The sequence below is a fragment of the Desulfovirgula thermocuniculi DSM 16036 genome (assembly GCF_000429345.1).
In the GTDB taxonomy this organism is placed as follows: Bacteria; Bacillota; Desulfotomaculia; order Desulfotomaculales; family Desulfovirgulaceae; genus Desulfovirgula; species Desulfovirgula thermocuniculi.
In genome coordinates, this window is sequence record NZ_AUBR01000009.1 from 19,801 (window position 1) to 35,664 (window position 15,864).

General features: G+C 63.7%; 13 protein-coding genes. 6 read left to right on the forward strand and 7 right to left on the reverse strand.

Annotated features, from left to right (window positions below; translation table 11 throughout):
• Positions 1 to 4: 4 nt before the first annotated feature.
• A complete protein-coding gene (aroF, locus tag G454_RS0103650; RefSeq protein ID WP_027717505.1) occupies positions 5 to 1,018 on the reverse strand; it encodes a 3-deoxy-7-phosphoheptulonate synthase in 1,014 nt (337 codons plus the stop codon).
• Positions 1,019 to 1,548: 530 nt separating this feature from the next.
• Positions 1,549 to 2,754, reverse strand: a complete 1,206-nt coding sequence (locus G454_RS0103655; protein ID WP_027717506.1) for a radical SAM protein — start codon at positions 2,752 to 2,754, stop codon at positions 1,549 to 1,551.
• Positions 2,755 to 2,855: 101 nt separating this feature from the next.
• Between G454_RS0103655 and G454_RS0103660 the strand changes: the two genes are divergently transcribed.
• On the forward strand, positions 2,856 to 3,719 hold the full coding sequence (locus G454_RS0103660; RefSeq protein WP_027717507.1) for a flavodoxin family protein: 864 nt from the start codon (positions 2,856 to 2,858) through the stop codon (positions 3,717 to 3,719).
• Between the two features lie 53 nt (positions 3,720 to 3,772).
• Here the strand turns inward: G454_RS0103660 and G454_RS0103665 are convergent, their stop codons facing one another.
• The 5 genes from G454_RS0103665 to G454_RS0103685 form a co-directional block, all read right to left on the reverse strand.
• On the reverse strand, positions 3,773 to 4,822 hold the full coding sequence (locus G454_RS0103665; protein ID WP_027717508.1) for a TRAP transporter substrate-binding protein: 1,050 nt from the start codon (positions 4,820 to 4,822) through the stop codon (positions 3,773 to 3,775).
• A 6-nt stretch (positions 4,823 to 4,828) separates the two neighbouring features.
• The gene (locus G454_RS17605; RefSeq protein ID WP_051275839.1) at positions 4,829 to 6,196 is read right to left on the reverse strand and encodes a TRAP transporter large permease; all 1,368 of its coding nucleotides are present in this window, start codon (positions 6,194 to 6,196) and stop codon (positions 4,829 to 4,831) included.
• A 1-nt stretch (position 6,197) separates the two neighbouring features.
• Positions 6,198 to 6,707: a TRAP transporter small permease gene (locus tag G454_RS20260; protein WP_027717509.1), complete on the reverse strand. Its 510-nt coding sequence runs from the start codon at positions 6,705 to 6,707 to the stop codon at positions 6,198 to 6,200.
• 29 nt (positions 6,708 to 6,736) lie between these two features.
• Complete coding sequence (locus G454_RS0103680; protein ID WP_027717510.1) at positions 6,737 to 7,492, reverse strand: IclR family transcriptional regulator; 756 nt, start codon at positions 7,490 to 7,492, stop codon at positions 6,737 to 6,739.
• A gap of 165 nt (positions 7,493 to 7,657) precedes the next feature.
• A complete protein-coding gene (locus G454_RS0103685; RefSeq protein ID WP_027717511.1) occupies positions 7,658 to 8,824 on the reverse strand; it encodes a CaiB/BaiF CoA transferase family protein in 1,167 nt (388 codons plus the stop codon).
• 325 nt (positions 8,825 to 9,149) lie between these two features.
• On the opposite strand from G454_RS0103685, the gene buk reads away from it, so the two are divergent.
• Genes buk through G454_RS0103710 form a run of 5 tightly spaced genes read left to right on the forward strand, consistent with a single transcriptional unit; the run spans position 9,150 to position 15,799 of the window.
• On the forward strand, positions 9,150 to 10,220 hold the full coding sequence (buk, locus tag G454_RS0103690; RefSeq protein ID WP_245574304.1) for a butyrate kinase: 1,071 nt from the start codon (positions 9,150 to 9,152) through the stop codon (positions 10,218 to 10,220).
• Entirely contained in the window at positions 10,217 to 11,164 is a 948-nt protein-coding gene (locus tag G454_RS0103695) for a bifunctional enoyl-CoA hydratase/phosphate acetyltransferase (RefSeq protein ID WP_027717513.1), read from the forward strand. The genes buk and G454_RS0103695 overlap by 4 nt, the downstream gene beginning before the upstream one ends.
• Positions 11,165 to 11,199: 35 nt before the next feature.
• The gene (locus G454_RS0103700; protein WP_211229936.1) at positions 11,200 to 11,919 is read left to right on the forward strand and encodes an alpha/beta hydrolase; all 720 of its coding nucleotides are present in this window, start codon (positions 11,200 to 11,202) and stop codon (positions 11,917 to 11,919) included.
• 14 nt (positions 11,920 to 11,933) lie between these two features.
• Entirely contained in the window at positions 11,934 to 14,033 is a 2,100-nt protein-coding gene (locus G454_RS17615; RefSeq protein ID WP_051275841.1) for a hydantoinase/oxoprolinase family protein, read from the forward strand.
• Positions 14,030 to 15,799 (forward strand): hydantoinase B/oxoprolinase family protein, encoded by a 1,770-nt coding sequence (locus G454_RS0103710; protein ID WP_027717515.1) that lies wholly within the window; start codon positions 14,030 to 14,032, stop codon positions 15,797 to 15,799. Before G454_RS17615 ends, G454_RS0103710 begins: the two co-directional genes overlap by 4 nt.
• Positions 15,800 to 15,864: the final 65 nt, after the last annotated feature.

Below are 15,864 nucleotides of genomic sequence, written 5' to 3' on the forward strand. Positions count from 1 at the left end.
GGCCTCACGCCGCACGCCCCACGGCAGCGGCCACCGCCCGCAGCTCTTCCATGAGGTAAGAGAACTGCGCAAGGGTGAGGGACTGCGGTCCGTCGCAGAGGGCCCGGGCAGGGTCGGGGTGAACCTCTACGAGCAGGCCATCGGCCCCCGCCGCCACCGCCGCCCTGGCCATGGGAATCACCAGCCGGCGGTCCCCCGTGGCGTGACTCGGATCCACCACCACCGGCAGGTGGCTTAAGGACTTAACCAGGGGCACCGCGCTTAAGTCCAGGGTATTGCGGGTGGAATTTTCAAAAGTGCGGATGCCCCTCTCGCAGAGCACCACCTGCTCGTTCCCCTCGGCCATGATGTACTCGGCAGCCATCAGCCACTCCTCCACCGTAGCGGACATGCCGCGCTTCAAGAGCACCGGCTTGCCCGCGCGGCCCACTGCCTGCAGGAGGCGAAAATTCTGCATGTTGCGGGCTCCCACCTGCAGCATATCCACATACTGCACGGCCAGCTGCAGGCTGTACTCGTCCACCACCTCGCTGATGGTGGCCAGGCCGGTTTCCCGCGCCACCTCGGCCAGCAACTGCAGGCCCTTTTCCTTTAGGCCCTGGAAGCTGTACGGCGAGGTGCGGGGCTTAAAGGCACCGCCGCGCAGGATCAGTGCCCCGCTCCGGCAGATCAGCTGGGCAACGGCTGTAAGCTGTTCCCTGCTCTCCACGGCGCACGGGCCGGCCATGACCACCACCTGGTTGCCCCCAATTAGGGCCCTGCCCACCCGCACCACCGTATCCTCTTCCTTGGCCTCGCGGCTGGCCAGCTTGTAAGGGCGCCTGACCACCACCACCCTCTCCACGCCCGGCATTTTTTCCACCGCCAGGAGTTTAAACGCCTCCAGGTCCCCCGAAACGCTGATGACCACCCTCTCCGCCCCGTAGACGGGGTACACCAGGAAGCCGCGCGAAACCAGCTTCTCGCTCACCGCTTCCACCTGCTCCGCGGGAACCCCCTTTTTCATAACCACGAGCACGGAAACGCACCTCCCCAAGGGCAATCTCGGGTAAACATAAAAAGCCTGCAGCCTCCATCCCGGGGACGAAAGCTGCAGGCTTCCGCGGTACCACCCCAATTGGCCGCGCCAAGGCGGGCCCTCTCGTTAAGGGTACGGGAAGATGTCCCCTCCGGCCATTAAAAAAGCTCCCCGCCCTAGGGACGAGAAGCTTTACGCTTTCCGCGTTACCACCCTACTTGGCCGCGCGGCAAGGCGCGGCCCACCTCGGCCAGGGTACGGGAAGGACCTTCCGATACCCCCTCCCTGCTAACGGCGGGAGATGCCGGCCCAGCCTACTTGCCCCGCCGCCCAAGCGGCGGGTTTCAGCCTGCTCCTCCGGGGAGAACTTCAACCGGTCATACCCTAGGAGCGCTTCCAGTCGCCGGCGCCCCCTCCCTGGAGGGCTGTTTCCGGTCTACTTTTCCCCTTCACAGGATTTTGCGGTGTGCCTTTTGCGGTTAATTATACACCAAAGGGGCGGGGATGGCAAGAGCGTTCCCGGCTACATTTTAGACAAATGCCTGCTTGACCCGCTCCAGGACCCGCTGCACTTTTGCGGCGGCGGCAGGGTCCTCCCGGCGCACCGACTCCCACGCTTCTTCCACCTCGCGCTCCAGCGGGGGCGGCAGGCTGCCCCACACCATGAGGTAGGAGGAAAGGCGCCGCTCCAGTTGCACGGCCAGGCGCTCGTGCAGCGGCTTCTCCAGGTAGCTGCGGATGGCTTGCAAAATGGCCGGCTTGTCTTCGGGGAGCCGTCCTTCTACCTCCCAGAGAAGGTTGGACATCTGGTCGCTGGCCAGGTAGGTACGGCAGTGCAGGTTTTCCACAAAAAGCCCTATTTCTTCCACTACCTCGTCTTCCGAGAGGAGCGCAAATTCGCCGGAGCGGACCTTTTCAAGGAGGGGTGTACCGGGGCGCGGCACGAGGGTGCGCAGGCGAATGAAGTGGGGGCCGATCTCGTTTAAAAGGCGGGCGGATTCCAGGGCGTGCTTTTCCGACCACCTCCTGCCGCCCAGGCCGGGCATGTAGTATTCGCTTAGTTCCATGCCCGCCTCAAGGGCCTTCCTGCCGGCCAAAAGATGCTCGGCAGCCGTGGTCCCTTTCTGCATGAACGCGAGCACCTCGTCGCACCCGGACTCCAGCCCTACGTGCAGGCGCACGAGGCCGGCATCCCGCAGGCGCCTTAAAACGTCCGGCGCCTTGCGGGCAAGGGTTTTGGAGCGAGCATAGGAAGTGACCCTCTCCACCGAGGGGAAGGTTCCCTTTAAGTGCTGCAAAACCTCTACCAGCCGGTCGGCAGGGTACTGGAGCGCGTTGGCATCCTGCAAAAAAACGGTTCTGGCCCCGGAGGCCAGCCAGCCGGCCACGTTGTAGAGGCTTTCCAAGCGGCGGCGGACAACCTCCGGTGCAGCGCCGCCTTCCCCGTACCGGTCCGGGTGACGGCGCACAAAGTAAGCCACCACTTCCGCCGTGATGTTGCCCCGCAAGCCCAGGCGCCAGGAAGTCACCTTTAGGCCTTCCGCAAGGGCGGAAACGGTATCGATATCCCTTTTTATTTCCTCCACGGCGCGCAGGCCGTAGGCTTTGTTTTTGTACGTGGCGCAAAAAATACACCTGTTCCAGGGGCAGTTACGGGTAACGCGGAGCAGCAGGGAGCGGTCCCTGCCCTCGCTGGGCGGCCTGATGGGGCCCATCTCGTGATAGCCGGGGTTCATTTTACACGCCTCCCACCGGAGGATTTTCAGCCCTTGCAGGATAAGGCAAGGTGCGGTACCGAACTCTGTGTAAAGTTAATTATAACTCCGGAGGCGATAAAATGACCACCGTCCTGGGTGTATGTTGCTCGGCCCGCCACCCGGGTAACAGCGAGGTGCTTCTCCGGGAAGCCTTAAAAGGGGCCGGCGAAGGCGGGGCCGACGTGAAATTCCTCCGCCTCACCGACCTGCGCTTTGAGCCCTGCCGCGGCTGCCTGGCCTGCGTTTACAAGGGGAAGTGCGCCATTAAAAACGACGGCCTGCAAACGCTCCTGGAAAAAATCCTCTCCGCCGACGGCCTGATTGTCGCCGCCCCCACTTACCTCCTGGGCCCTGCGGGGGTGGTAAAGCTGGTCGCCGACCGCGCCTTAAACCTTGCCCCCCACCTGGAAACCCTCGCCGGGCGGACCCGCGCAGGGGCCACCATCAGCGTGGCCGGAAATGCCCTTTGGAATCCCCTGGGCGTGGAGCTGCTTAACCTCTTCGTCCTGGCCTTCGGGTACGAGGTCATCGACTACCTCGAAGCCTACGCTCCCGGGCCCGGGGAGGTGCTCTTAAACCCGGAAAACGTGCGGGGCGCCCGCGAGCTGGGCCGCAGGGTGGCCCTGGCCCTGCAGGGCCGGGCACCGCGGCGCTCCCCCGCGCCGGATCAGTGCCCCCATTGCTACAGCCGCCTTTTCCGCTTTGCCGAGGGGGGCCGGGCCACCTGCGCGGTGTGCCTGACCACGGGAAAAGTGGAGCACCGCGGTGACGGGAGGCCTGCCTTTATACCGGACCCGCCCGGCCCCCACGGCCACTTCTGGTCGCCGGCGTACCGCCGCAAGCACCTTGCGGACTGGATCATCCCCACCCGCGACCGTTACCTGGCCAGGCGGGCGGAGATCAAGGAGTTGCTGGCCAGGCATCGGGAAGGGTGGCGCGGGTAGCGTTTGCGGCGGGCGGCGGCCTTTTCGCCGCCGCCCGCAAGGCTCATTTTCCCCTACTTTCTAACCAACTGCTGGCAGAGCTTGTGGAACTCCTCGTAAACCTTCTTTCCGGGCAGGCCTTTCTTTTCCATCTCGTCAATCCATTCCTGCTCAATGCCCTTTAAGGGAGCCATCCACTTTTCCTTTTCCTCGGGGGTGATGTAGCGGATCTTCATGCCCTTCTGCTCGAACTCTTTAATTAGCTTTTGTTCCTCCTGATCAAACACTTCGCCCGCGTGCTTGGAAGCTTCTTCGCCCGCCTGCAGGATGGCCTTCTGGACGTCTTCAGGCAGTTTCTTCCACGTGCCCTCGTTAATGACGTAGGCCACGGGGTAGCCGCCCAGGGCCAGGCCGTAAGTGTGGTACTTCTCCAGCTCGTCCACCTTATACTGCCTGGCACTGATGATATTCAGGATGTTCCCTTCCACCACGCCGCGCATGGTAGACTCGTAGATCTCCGGCGAGGGCACGACCACCGGCACAACCCCGTACCGCGCCGCTATCTTGTCAAACAGGCCCCCGGAAGTTTTTAGCTTTAGCCCCTTCAGGTCCTCGGGGGAGTTGATAGGCTTGTTTACCGTGCCTACGTTGTACTGCGGGAAGGTGTACATGAAGATGGGCCTGACGCCGTGCTTCTGGAACTCCTCCATGAGAACCCCCTTGGCCAGCTTGTCGTAAACGGCGCTGCCCTCGCTGGCTTTGGTCCACTCGGGCAGGATCATCACCGTATTCAGGGGCAGCTGCCCGGCCAGGAAGGATGCCGGAGCAATGGCAATATCCACCACACCCTGGCTGGCCAGGTTAAGCTGGTCCTTGAGCTTGCCCAGCTGCTCGGCGGGGTAGTATTCTATCTTCACCCTGCCGCCGGTCAGCTTTTCTACCTGGTCAATGAAGAACTTGGCCAGGTCGCGGGAGGCAATGTGGGTTACAGGGTAGTAGTCGGACATCTTAAGGGTGAAGGTCTGCTGCTGTCCTCCCGGTCCCGTGGCGGCCTTTTGTCCGCCGCAGCCGGCCAGCACCCCGAGGACCAACACCAGACAAGCGAGAACGGCAAACCTCTTCATTTCTCCTTACCCCCTTGGCGCAAAGTCTCTTTCCCGCCCTGCACGCCGCACGTTTACCTGCATCCGGCCATTTAGCTCCCACCCCCTTACTTCATGAACGAGGGCAGCCAGGTGGCGATGATGGGGAAAAGCCAGGAGGAGGCAGAGGGTCACAAACTCAAACATGAGCATGACCCCCGTTCCCCGGAACACCTGCTCCAGGGGAGCCTTGATGGTGGCGCTGACCACGTAGGCGTTCATCCCCACCGGCGGGGTCACCAAGCCGATTTCCGCCAGCTTGGTCACAATCACCCCGAACCAGATGGGGTCATAGCCCAAAGAGGTGACCAGTGGGAAGGTCAGCGGCAGGGTCAAGAGCAGGATGGCAATCTGGTCCATGATGCAGCCCAGGATGAGGTAGAGCAAAACCACAAGGCCCATAATAAACCAGGTGGGAATATGCAGCGAGCTGATGAACATGATGGCCTTCTGGGTGGCCTGGGTGAGGGTAAAGAAGTAGCCGCAGATCATGGCGCCGATGATGATGGTGAAAATCATGGTGGTTATCTTGGCCGTCTGCAGGGCCGCGGCATAAAGGCCCTTCAGATCGAGGCGGCGGGTGGTGAGGGAGATGGCCGCCGCGCCGAAGGCCCCGATGGCTGCCGCTTCCGTGGGCGTACCTATGCCCGTGTACAGGGTGATGAGGACTACCGAAGCAAGGATAAGAAAGGCCCACAGCGGCCTTAAAGAGGCCATTTTCTCCCGGAAGCTATACGCCTGCCCTTTGGGCATAATCCCAGGCTTTAACCTGTTCCACAGGAGAATGCCTATGGAATAAATCAGCGCAGTCATGATACCCGGCAGGATGCCGGCAATGAGCAATTTGCCTATGGAGGTTTCGGTTACCAGCCCGTAGATGACCAGGGGGATGCTGGGAGGGATCATGATGGCCAGCGTCCCGGCCACGGTGACCACCCCGGCGGCCACCTCCAAGCCGTAACCGGCGCGGCGCATTTCGGGCACGGCAATGGAGGACATGCAGGCGGCTGCCGCCGTGCTGGAGCCGGACATGGCGCCCATGCCTGCGGAGGCAACTACGGCGGCAATGGCCAGGCCACCCGGGGTCCGCCCGAGCCACTTCCGCGCCGCTTCGAAAACCTCCGGCACGATGTTGGCGCGGGAAATTATCTCGGCCATGAAAATGAACATGGGTACGGTGCTCAGGGCAAAGTTGGCCGCCGAGCGGTAGGGGGCATTGCTCAAGATGGAAGCCAGGGCATTCAGGCCCCCTTTGAGGTAAAGACCGACGACGCCGGAAACTCCCATGACAAAGCCCACGGGCATGCCCAAAAACAAGAGCAGGAGCATGAAGAGGAGTATGGCGGCGGCAAGCACTTCAGTGTTCCTCCCACTTGATTTTTCCCGGCCGGAGAACGGATTCCGCAATGCGCACGCACAGGAGGGCCGCCCCCAGTGTAAGGAGGAAATAGGCGGGGGCCAGCGGGTAGCCCAGGATGCAGCTCGTCGTCTCCCCAAAGCGCCAGGCCTTCAGCGCCTTTTGCCAGCCGTAAAAGGCAATGAGGGCAAAGAGCAGCAGTCCCAGGGCGTTTAAGCAGGGGTCGATGGCCCGCAAAAACGACGGCGGCAAAAAGCGCCGGAAAAGGGTGACGCGGACGTGCCCCCCCTGTACGTAAACGTAGCTCATGGCCAGGTAAACCAGCGTCACCATGAGGTACTCCTCGTTTATTTCCACGCTGCCGGGAATGGGATGACGGAAAAATTTCCGTCCCGTCACGTCGGCGGTGACCAGGAGCATCATGGAGATGACGCTCAGCACGCTACCCGTCATGCAGGCCTTTTCCAGCAGGTCGACGGCTTTTCCCAGGTAAGCAAAAAATTTTTTCATCACCAGCACCACCTCATCTAATCACTGCGTCATGTTTGGCGGTAACCAAGCTGCCTGGAAACCTCCCTCCCTCCCCACTGCAGGATTTTTATACATTCGGCAAGCTTCTTTTCTTCTGCCCGCACTTCGGGGAGGCCGATGGAGAGGCTGGCCACAACCTTGCCGTGCCGGTCAAAAACGGGCACGCTGATGGCCACCAAGCCCGCATTACGCTCCCCCCAGCTCACGGTGTAGCCCTGGCGGCGGATCTCTTCGATGCGCCGGCGGAGCTCTTCCTTGCTGGTGATGGTGGTGGAGGTGAAGGGCTTCAGCTCAAGGCTCCTGATGATCTTCTCCCTTTCCTCGCTGAAGGCCAGGAGCACCAGGGCCGAAGCCCCTACATAAAGGGGCGAGCGCTGGCCGATATTTACCGCAGCCTTGAGGGCGTGGGAGCAATCCAGAAACTCCACGCACACCCTTTCGCCCTCCAGGACCACGTTCAGGTAAACCGCTTCGTTGACCTTATCTCTTATCTCGCGCATGACGGGCAGGGCGACGGCGCGGACCTCCATCTGCCCGACAATGATGCTGCCCAAATCGAAAAGGCGCATCCCCAGGCGGTATTTCCTGCTCGCACTGCTTCTGCTCACAAAGCCGTATTTTTCCAAAGTATTTAAAAGACGCAACACGGTGGGCTTGGCCCAGCCGAGCTCCTTGCTCAGCTCGGCCAGGGTCCACTCCGGCTTTTCAGGGCTGAACTTGTTTAAGATCAGCAACGCCTTCTCTACGGCGGCAATGGTCTTCACCGCGAAAAAACCAGCCTCTCTGCCGGGTGTTACACGATATGTAACATCATTTCACATTCTGTCAATTCTAAGCTTTCACAAGATTGCTAAGGGTGCAACATTTGCCCCGCAAGCTGTCGATTTTAAAGCTTGAACGGTTGGTTTTGCGGGGCAAACGGCAAAAGGCTAGCCGGCCACACCTGTGGCCAAAAATTGCCCTACCTCCTCCTCGCTGTAGCCCAGGGAAAGCAAGACTTCCCGGGTGTGTTGCCCCGGCGCCGGGGCCTCCCGTACGGGCAGCACCCCGGCCCCCTGTATTTTGAGCGGCAGGCCAACGGTGATAATGGTTCCCCCTTCTGCCGGCTGCTCTATGAGGATGTTACGGGCCTTTACCTGGGGGTGCTGCGGCACCTCTCCCACTTCCAGCACGGGCTCGAGGCAGGTGTCCGCCCGGCCAAACAGCTCCTCAATTTCCGCGCGTGTAAGCCGGGCAAAGAACTCTTCTACCCTGCGGCGGGCTTCGCCGTCCCTGGCAAACTGCAGGGGGATAAGGTCGGGCCGTCCCGCAGCGCGGCAGAAGTTCTCCCAGAACTTGGGCTCGAGGTTGCCCACGGCCACAAAGCGCCCGTCCCCGGTACGGTACACACCGTAGCAGGGCAGGCCGCCGTTTAAAAACTCCTCTCCCCGGCGGGGCTCGCCGGCACCGGCCAGGTACTGCGTGAGGTAGAGGGTCATCCAGGAAACCGCCACGTCAAGCATGGCCACGTCCAGGTAGGCCCCCTGCCCGGTGGCCGCGCTGCGCACGTACGCGGCCAGGATGCCCACGGCAGCCGTAAGGGCGCCGCCCAGGTCCGCCACCTGCACTCCCGGGGGGATCGGGGGCCCATCCCGCTGCCCCGTGAGGGCCAGGGCCCCTGCCAGAGCCAGGCAGTTTATATCGTGGCAGGGCCGCTGGCTGTGCGGGCCGCTTTGCCCAAAGCCGGTTAAGGAGCAGTAAACCAGGCGGGGGTTAATTTCCGCCAGCTCCCGGTAACCCAGGCCCAGCCGCTCCATGACTCCCGGCCGGAAGCTTTCCACCAGCACGTCGTACTCCCTGACCAGGCGGAGGAAAATCTCCCGCCCGTCAGGAGACTTCAGGTTGAGGCGCACGGACTTTTTGTTGCGGTTGATGGCATGGTACCACACGCTCATTTCTCCAAGCCGGGGGCCCAGGTCGCGCATGTAATCGCCGGCAACCGTGTCTTCGACCTTCAAAACCTGGGCCCCCAGGTCGGCCAGGAGCATGGTGGCGTAACCGCCGGGCAAGAGCCGGGTCAGGTCCAAAACCTTCATGTTTTCCAGCAGCCGGTACATAATCAGCCCCCCTTGTTTTATGTCCGTAGTCGTGTGCCACTATAAGTCGTCAAACTTGAGGTGGTTCAGTAGAGGCAGGGTTTAATTGCCATTACATGCAATTATGAGGCCGGAAAATCCCTCCGCAGCCGTTGGTGGCTTCGCGGCAGCCCGGCCCCTTCAAGATGTCTTGAAACCATGACACCCCGTGCGGTCAGTTTACAGTGCCGGTCCGGCCCGCGCGGTGCCCAAAGGTTTTGCCCCGCAAAAGGAATGGACCGGCGCCGGGTCGAATTATGGATTTTGGCAAAAAGGTACGGCGGGAGCGTGGTTAACCCTGCGCCTTTTGGTCGTTAACCCGGGATCGACCAGCACCAAGGTGGCAGCCTTTGAGGACGACTGCCGCCTGTGGCAGCAAAACATCAGCCACCCCGAAGAAGAGCTTAGCGAGATTGGGGACATTCTGGAAGAGGCAGACTACCGTTATAGGGCCGTCTTAAAGGCCCTTGAGGAGCGGCAGGAAGACGTCCGCCGGTTTGACGCCGTGGTCGCCAGGGGCGGCCTGCTGAAGCCCCTTCCCGGCGGTGTTTATGCCGTGGGGGAAGAAATGTACCACGACCTCTCCACATGTAGGTACGGGCGGCACGCCTCCAACACCGGGGGCATCATTGCCTACCGCCTCCACCGGGAAGCGGGCATTCCCGCCCTGGTGGTGGACCCGGTTTCCGTGGACGAGTTTACGGAGCTGGCCCGCTACTCCGGGCTTTCAGGGATCGAGCGCAAAAGCCAGCTCCACGCCCTGAACATGAAGGCTGCCGCCCGCAAGGTGGCCTCGCTTATGGGCAGGTCGCCGCATGAAGTAAACCTGGTCATCGCCCACCTGGGGAGCGGCATCTCCGTGGCCCCTTACCAGGAAGGGCGCCTGGTGGATGTCAACAACGCCAACAACGAGGGGCCCTTTTCCCTGGAGCGCTGCGGTACCCTGCCGTCACTGGACCTCATCGATCTGTGCTACAGCGGCAGGTATACCCGCGAGGAAATGACTTCCCTGGTCACCCGCCGGGGCGGCATTTACTCTTACCTCGGCACCAAGGATTTCCGGAAGGTAGAAGAAATGATTGCTAACGGGAACCGAGAAGCCCTGCAGGTGGTTTTGGCCATGTGCTACCAGGTAGCCAAGGAAATCGGCGCCATGGCCACCGTCCTTTGCGGCAGGGTAGACGGGATCGTCCTCACGGGGGGCCTAGCCTGCTCACGCCTGGTGGTGGACAGCATCACCTCCCGCGTTTCCTTTATTGCCCCGGTGACGGTCATACCCGGCGAGGAAGAAATGGAAGCCCTGGCAACAGGGGCGTTGGCGGCCCTGCGGGGCGAGGAGGAAATTAAAAACTACGCAACCACTGGAGTGAGAGCATGAGGTTTGAAAACTTCCGACAACTCATCAGGGCGGTCAGGGACCTACCCAAGGCGCGCCTCTGTGTGGCCGCAGCAGCCGAAGAAACGGTCCTCCAGGCAGTGCGCGACGCCCGCAAGGAGGAACTGGTCGATGTAACGCTGGTAGGGCACGAGGAGACCATCTGGCGGCTGGCCTGTACCGTGGGCTTAAACCTAAAGGGCATAGAGATCATCCACGAAAAGGACCCCGCAGCCGCCGCCCAGCGTGCCGTTGCCGAGGTGGCCCAGGGAAGGGCCGACTTTTTAATGAAGGGGATGGTTAACACGGCGGACTTCCTGCGGGCCGTCTTAAACCCTCAGGCGGGCCTGCGCACGGGCAGAATCTTGAGCCACCTGGCGGCCTACGAAATTCCCGGCTACTACCGCCTCATCTTCCTCACCGACGGGGGATTTAACATTGCCCCGGACCTGGAGCAAAAGAAGGCCATCATTGAAAACGCCGTTTCCTTTCTCCACACCATCGGCCTCCGCAAGCCGCGCGTGGCGGTGCTCTCGGCCAACGAGCAGGTAAACCCCCGGATGCCGGTGACGGTGGAAGCCTACGCCTTAAAGCAAATGGCCGAAAGGGGCGAGATTAAAGGGGCCTACGTGGACGGGCCGGTGCCCCTGGACGTGGCGGTCAGCTACGAGGCCGCCGCACACAAGGGCATCCAGAGCCCGGTAGCCGGGCGGGCAGACCTGCTGGTGGTGCCCAACATTGAGGCCGGGAACCTCCTGGGCAAGGCCATCATTTACTTTGCCGGGGGCAAAATGGCCGGCCTGGTACTGGGGGCCGCCCGGCCAATCATCCTCACCTCGCGCAACGAGACCGCCTACGGCAAGGTGGCTTCCATTGCCCTGGCCGCCTATTCCGTGGTCAGCGCGCGGCAGGCCGCCGCAGCCGAGGAAAGGACGGGACTGCCGTGAAATGGCAGAAGGTTTTCTTCCAAAACTCGCGTGGTTTGCTCTTGGCGGGCCTCCTCTGCGGCGGCCCCGGGAATACCCGCGGGGTGATCATCAACTGCCACGGCTTTACGGGAAGCAAGGAAGGGGGCGGGCGGGCGCTGGAAATGGGGGAAGAGCTGGTGCGGCAGGGCTGGGCCTGCCTGGTGTTTGATTTTGCCGGCAACGGCGAAAGCGAGGGGAACTTTGCCGACCTTACCCTTTCCGGCCAGATCGACGACCTCACTTGCGCAGTAAGCTGGGCCCTGGAGCAAGGATTCTGCCGGGTGGTCACCGTGGGGAGGAGCTTTGGCGGTACCACGGCCATCTGTCAGGGTGCCCGCGATCCGCGCGTTGCCGGCGTCTGCACCTGGGCGGCGCCGGCCAGGCCCTGGGAACTCTTCTACGGCCTTACCGACGAGCCCCTGGAAGGGCCCGCCGAAACCGTAGCCCTGGCCAGCGAGGGCGGCCTCATTTACCTAAAGAAAGATTTCTTTTTCGACCTCCGGCAGTACGACGTCCCCCGCTGCGCCTCTCTGCTGGCCCCGCGCCCGCTTCTGGTCATACACGGCACACGGGACAACCTCGTACCCCCTGAAGACGCCCGGCTCATTTACGAAGCCGCCCGCGAGCCGCGGGAGGTGGTGCTCTTAGAGGGAGCGGACCACCGCTTCAGCCAGCACCACCGCATGGTGTGGGACGCGCTTTTCGACTGGCTGTCCAGGCACTTTGCCGCATGAGGCGGGGAGGCAGCATGGCGCCACCCGGTTGCCGCGCCGCCGTAGATGTGGGGAGCGCCTTTACCCACGTGTGCCTTATGGAGGAGGAAGGCGGCAGGACCTACACCGCCAGGGTCCCCTCTACGCCCTGCCACCCCGGGCGCGCCGTACTGGCAGGCCTGGCGGAAGCCGCACGCCGGGCGGGGCTGGGAGGCGCGGTCCCGGGGCAGGTCGTCTTGGGCCACACGCTGGCCGCCGCCGCCCTCCTGGAAGGCCCCCGCCGGGCAAAGGTAGCCCTGCTGCTCACCCGCGGCTTCAAGGACGTGCTCTTCACCGGGCGGCAACAGAGGCCGCAGACCTACCTTTTATCAGCTGCCCCGCCCCCTCCCCTCGTACCCCGCCGCCTTACCTTTGAGGTCACGGAAAGGCTGCTGGCCGGCGGCGAGGTGCTGGTTCCCCTGGAGGAAGGGGAGGTAGAAGCTATTGCGGCAGAGCTGAGGCGCAGCGGGGTGACTTCCGTGGCCGTGTGCATGCTTCACGCTCCCGCCAACCCCAGCCACGAGCTTAAAGCGCGGGAAATCCTCTCCCGCCTCTGCCCCGGCATGCACGTGAGCCTCTCCGCGGAAGTCCTCCCCGAAGCTTACGAGTACGAGCGCGCCGTAGCCACGGTGGTTGACGCCCTGGCCGCTCCCGCCCTGGCATCCATCCTGGCCGAGCTGCAGGACAATCGGGGTAGCCCTCTCCGCGCCGCAAAGCCGGGTCTCTTCCTGCTCTCGTCCGACGGTACCGCGCTTGACGCCCGCCGGGCTGCGGGGCAGAGCGCGCACACCGTCTTCTCTTCCTTTGCCGGCGGGGCAACGGCGGGGCTTCATCTGGCCCGCCAGACGGGCCGGCCCAACCTGATAATCCTCGGCATGGGCAATAGCTGCACGTACATAGCCGTAATCCAGGGCGAGCAGCTGCGCTGCGTGCGCGGGGTACATTGCGGAGGCTACCCGCTGGCCTTTCCCTCCCTGGAGGTGCGCGCCCTGGGGCTTGGCGGCAGCAGCACGGTGGTCGCCGATGCCGGCGGCGTGCTGCGCCTCGGCCCGCCAGCCGCGCCCGCCGGCCCTGCCCCGGCCTGCCGCGGCACGGGCGGCGCGGAGCCCACCCTCACCGGTGCCCAGCTGGTGCTGGGCCGCCTGTGCCCCTGCCCGGTGCATCCCCGGGGCGAGCAGGAGTTACACGGCGAGCAGGCCAGGGCGGCCCTGGAACAGAAAATTGCCCGGCCCCTGGGCATTGCCCCCGAAGAGGCTGCCCGGAAAACGGTCGAGGTGGCCAGCGCCAGCGTGGCCCGGGAAATCAGGGCGGCCCTGGCAAGGCAGGGCGGCGATTTCCGGGACTTTGCCCTCGTGGCCTGCGGCGGAGCCGGCCCCCAGTACGGCGTGGAAATAGCGCGCCTTCTGGGCATTGCCCACGTGCTCATCCCCCCCCGCGCCACGGCCTTTGCCGCCCTGGGCATGCTGCATGCGGGCATCCGCCAGACCCGTGCTTTCCCCGCCGGACTGGTCCTGGACCCCTCCTCGCTGCCCAGGCTGGCAGAAATCTTCGCTTTCCTTGAGGAGGCGGAACGCCGGGAACTGGCGGGCGAAAGGCCCAGTGCCGGGGAGGCGCACCTTTTCCGCGAGGTAGACCTGCGGCTTAGCGGCACCTCCCGGCTCTTCACCGTACCCTTCCCGCGCGGTCGCCTCTGCCCGGAGGACCTGGCCATCCTGCGGCGCAGCTTTCTCCTCCAGTACGAGCAGGAGAGCGGTTTCCCGCCTCCGGAGGAAGCGGTGGTAGAGGTGGTCAACGCGCGCGTGGCGGTAATCGCGGCGCCGCCGTGCCCCAGGCCCGGCCCGCCGGCGCAAGGAGAGGCAGGCCCCGGAGTAAAACCGGTACCTGCAGGGGAGCAGGCGGTTTACTTTACGGGGCAACGCCACTCTGTGCCCGTGTACGTGCGGGACGAGCTGGGGCCGGGAAGCGTCCTGCCCGGGCCGGCACTCATTGTTGAGGAGGGCACCACCACCGTGGTCTGGCCCGGCGCCGCGGCTCGGGTTGACCGGTGGGGCAACTTGGTCATCGACGTGCGTGCCGGGGGAGGCGAGGACCGGTGACGGGCGAACGGAGGACTTTCTCGCCCGGCAGGGAGGCCGTGCAGGGTAGGCTGGAGGAAATAGCCCGGGAAATGGGCGAGGTTTTAAGCAGCACGGCCTTCTCCCTAAACCTCAAGGAGGCCCGGCATTTTTCCTGCGCCATCTACACCCCCGGGGGGCTGCTGGTGTCCGCGTCGGACAGCTTTCCCCTTCACTTAGGCCCCCTGCTCCAGCTTGCCGCAGGGGTAACCGGCATTTATCCTCCGGGGCAACTGGAGGCAAAAGATGTCATCATCACCAACGACCCTTCCCTGACCGGGTCGCTCCTCCCGGACGTTTGCCTGCTGGCCCCCGTTTTCCACCGCGGCAGGCTGCTGGCGCTGGTAGCCGCCCTGGCCCGCCATCCCGACGTCGGTGGCTGCTTCCCCGGCGGCATGGGCGCTTCCTGCGAGGGAGCCCTCCAGGAAGGGCTCTGCATACCTCCCCTTAGGCTTTTCCGCGGCGGCAAGCTTAACCACGAGGCGTACAGGCTGATCGCCCGGAACCTGCGCGCCGCGCGGGAGTTCCGGGGGAACGTGGAAGCCCAGCTGGCGGCCATCAACTGCGGCGCGGGGAAGCTGGTGGAAATGGCGGAGCGCCTCGGGCCGCACAACTTGCAGCGTCTCATGGAAGAAATCATCGGCCACACCGCTTCCGCTTTTGGAACCGCCCTAGAAGCCATCCCCCAGGGCACGTATACTTTTGAGGACTTCCTGGAGGGGAACGGCCCGCAGGAAGGCCTGGTAAACATCCGCGCCACCGTTACCCGCCACGGGAAAAGCCTGCAAGTGGACTTTACCGGAACCCACCCCCAGGTGCGGAGCCCCTTCAACCTCACCCGTGCCCTAACCCTAAGCTGCGTTTATTACGTGCTCAAAGCCCTGCTGGCCCCGGACCTCCCCTTTAATGCCGGCTATGCCGGGGCGGTAGAGGTGATAACGCCCCCGGGAACCCTGGTCAATCCTTCCCTGCCCGCTCCCCTTGCCTGCGCCGGCCTTACGGCCCAGTGCCTGGCCGACACCCTGCTGGGGGCCCTGGCCGGGGCCCTGCCTTCCCTGGTCACGGCTGCCAGTACGGGCGGCATGAGCACCCTTACCATCGCCTGGACGGATCTTCCCGGGGGTGAACCGGCCGTTTGCCTGGAAACCCTTGGCGGGGGTGCTGGCGCTGCAAGCGACCGGGATGGCGCCAGCGGGGTGCACGCGCACATGATTAATGCCCGCAGCATTCCGGTGGAGGCCCTGGAAGGGGCGTACCCCCTGCTCGTGGAGAGGTGCGCCCTCGCCCGGGACTCCGGGGGGGCCGGAAAGCACCGCGGCGGCCTGGGCCTGGTCAAGGAAGTGAGAATCCTGCGGGGCACGGCCAGGGTAGCCGCGTGCCTGGAAAGGAGCGCGGTTTCCCCCCGGGGCACGCAGGGCGGCCTCCCGGGAGAAAGGGCAAGAATAAGGGTGGTCGGCCCGGACGGAGGGGAAGAGGGAAAAACGCCTGTGAAGGGATGGGTCACCTTTGATGCTCCCGCCGGCACCCGCATTATCCTGCAAACCGCCGGCGGGGGCGGGTTTGGTTCCCCCCTGGAAAGGGACCCGGAACTGGTCAGGCAGGACGTTCTGGAGGGACTGATAAGCCGCCGGGCGGCAGAAGAAATTTACGGGGTAGTCCTTACCGCAGACCTCAAGGTGGACGCAGCAAAAACGGCCCGGCGCAGGAATGAGCTAAAGGCTGGACTTGGTACGCCGGGTATGATATAATAAGGCAAACTGGTAGGCGGTTACCGGCAAATACTCTTCTCCTAGGGACAGGGTAGGGGGGAGTT

Excerpts from the sequence above, each read along its gene's own strand:
- G454_RS0103655 (WP_027717506.1), bottom strand. The coding sequence starts at position 2,754 with ATGAACCCCGGCTATCACGAGATGGGCCCCATCAGGCCGCCCAGCGAG.
- G454_RS0103660 (WP_027717507.1), top strand. The coding sequence starts at position 2,856 with ATGACCACCGTCCTGGGTGTATGTTGCTCGGCCCGCCACCCGGGTAAC.
- G454_RS0103665 (WP_027717508.1), bottom strand. The coding sequence starts at position 4,822 with ATGAAGAGGTTTGCCGTTCTCGCTTGTCTGGTGTTGGTCCTCGGGGTG.
- G454_RS20260 (WP_027717509.1), bottom strand. The coding sequence starts at position 6,707 with ATGAAAAAATTTTTTGCTTACCTGGGAAAAGCCGTCGACCTGCTGGAA.
- G454_RS0103685 (WP_027717511.1), bottom strand. The coding sequence starts at position 8,824 with ATGTACCGGCTGCTGGAAAACATGAAGGTTTTGGACCTGACCCGGCTC.
- G454_RS0103695 (WP_027717513.1), top strand. The coding sequence starts at position 10,217 with ATGAGGTTTGAAAACTTCCGACAACTCATCAGGGCGGTCAGGGACCTA.
- G454_RS17615 (WP_051275841.1), top strand. The coding sequence starts at position 11,934 with ATGGCGCCACCCGGTTGCCGCGCCGCCGTAGATGTGGGGAGCGCCTTT.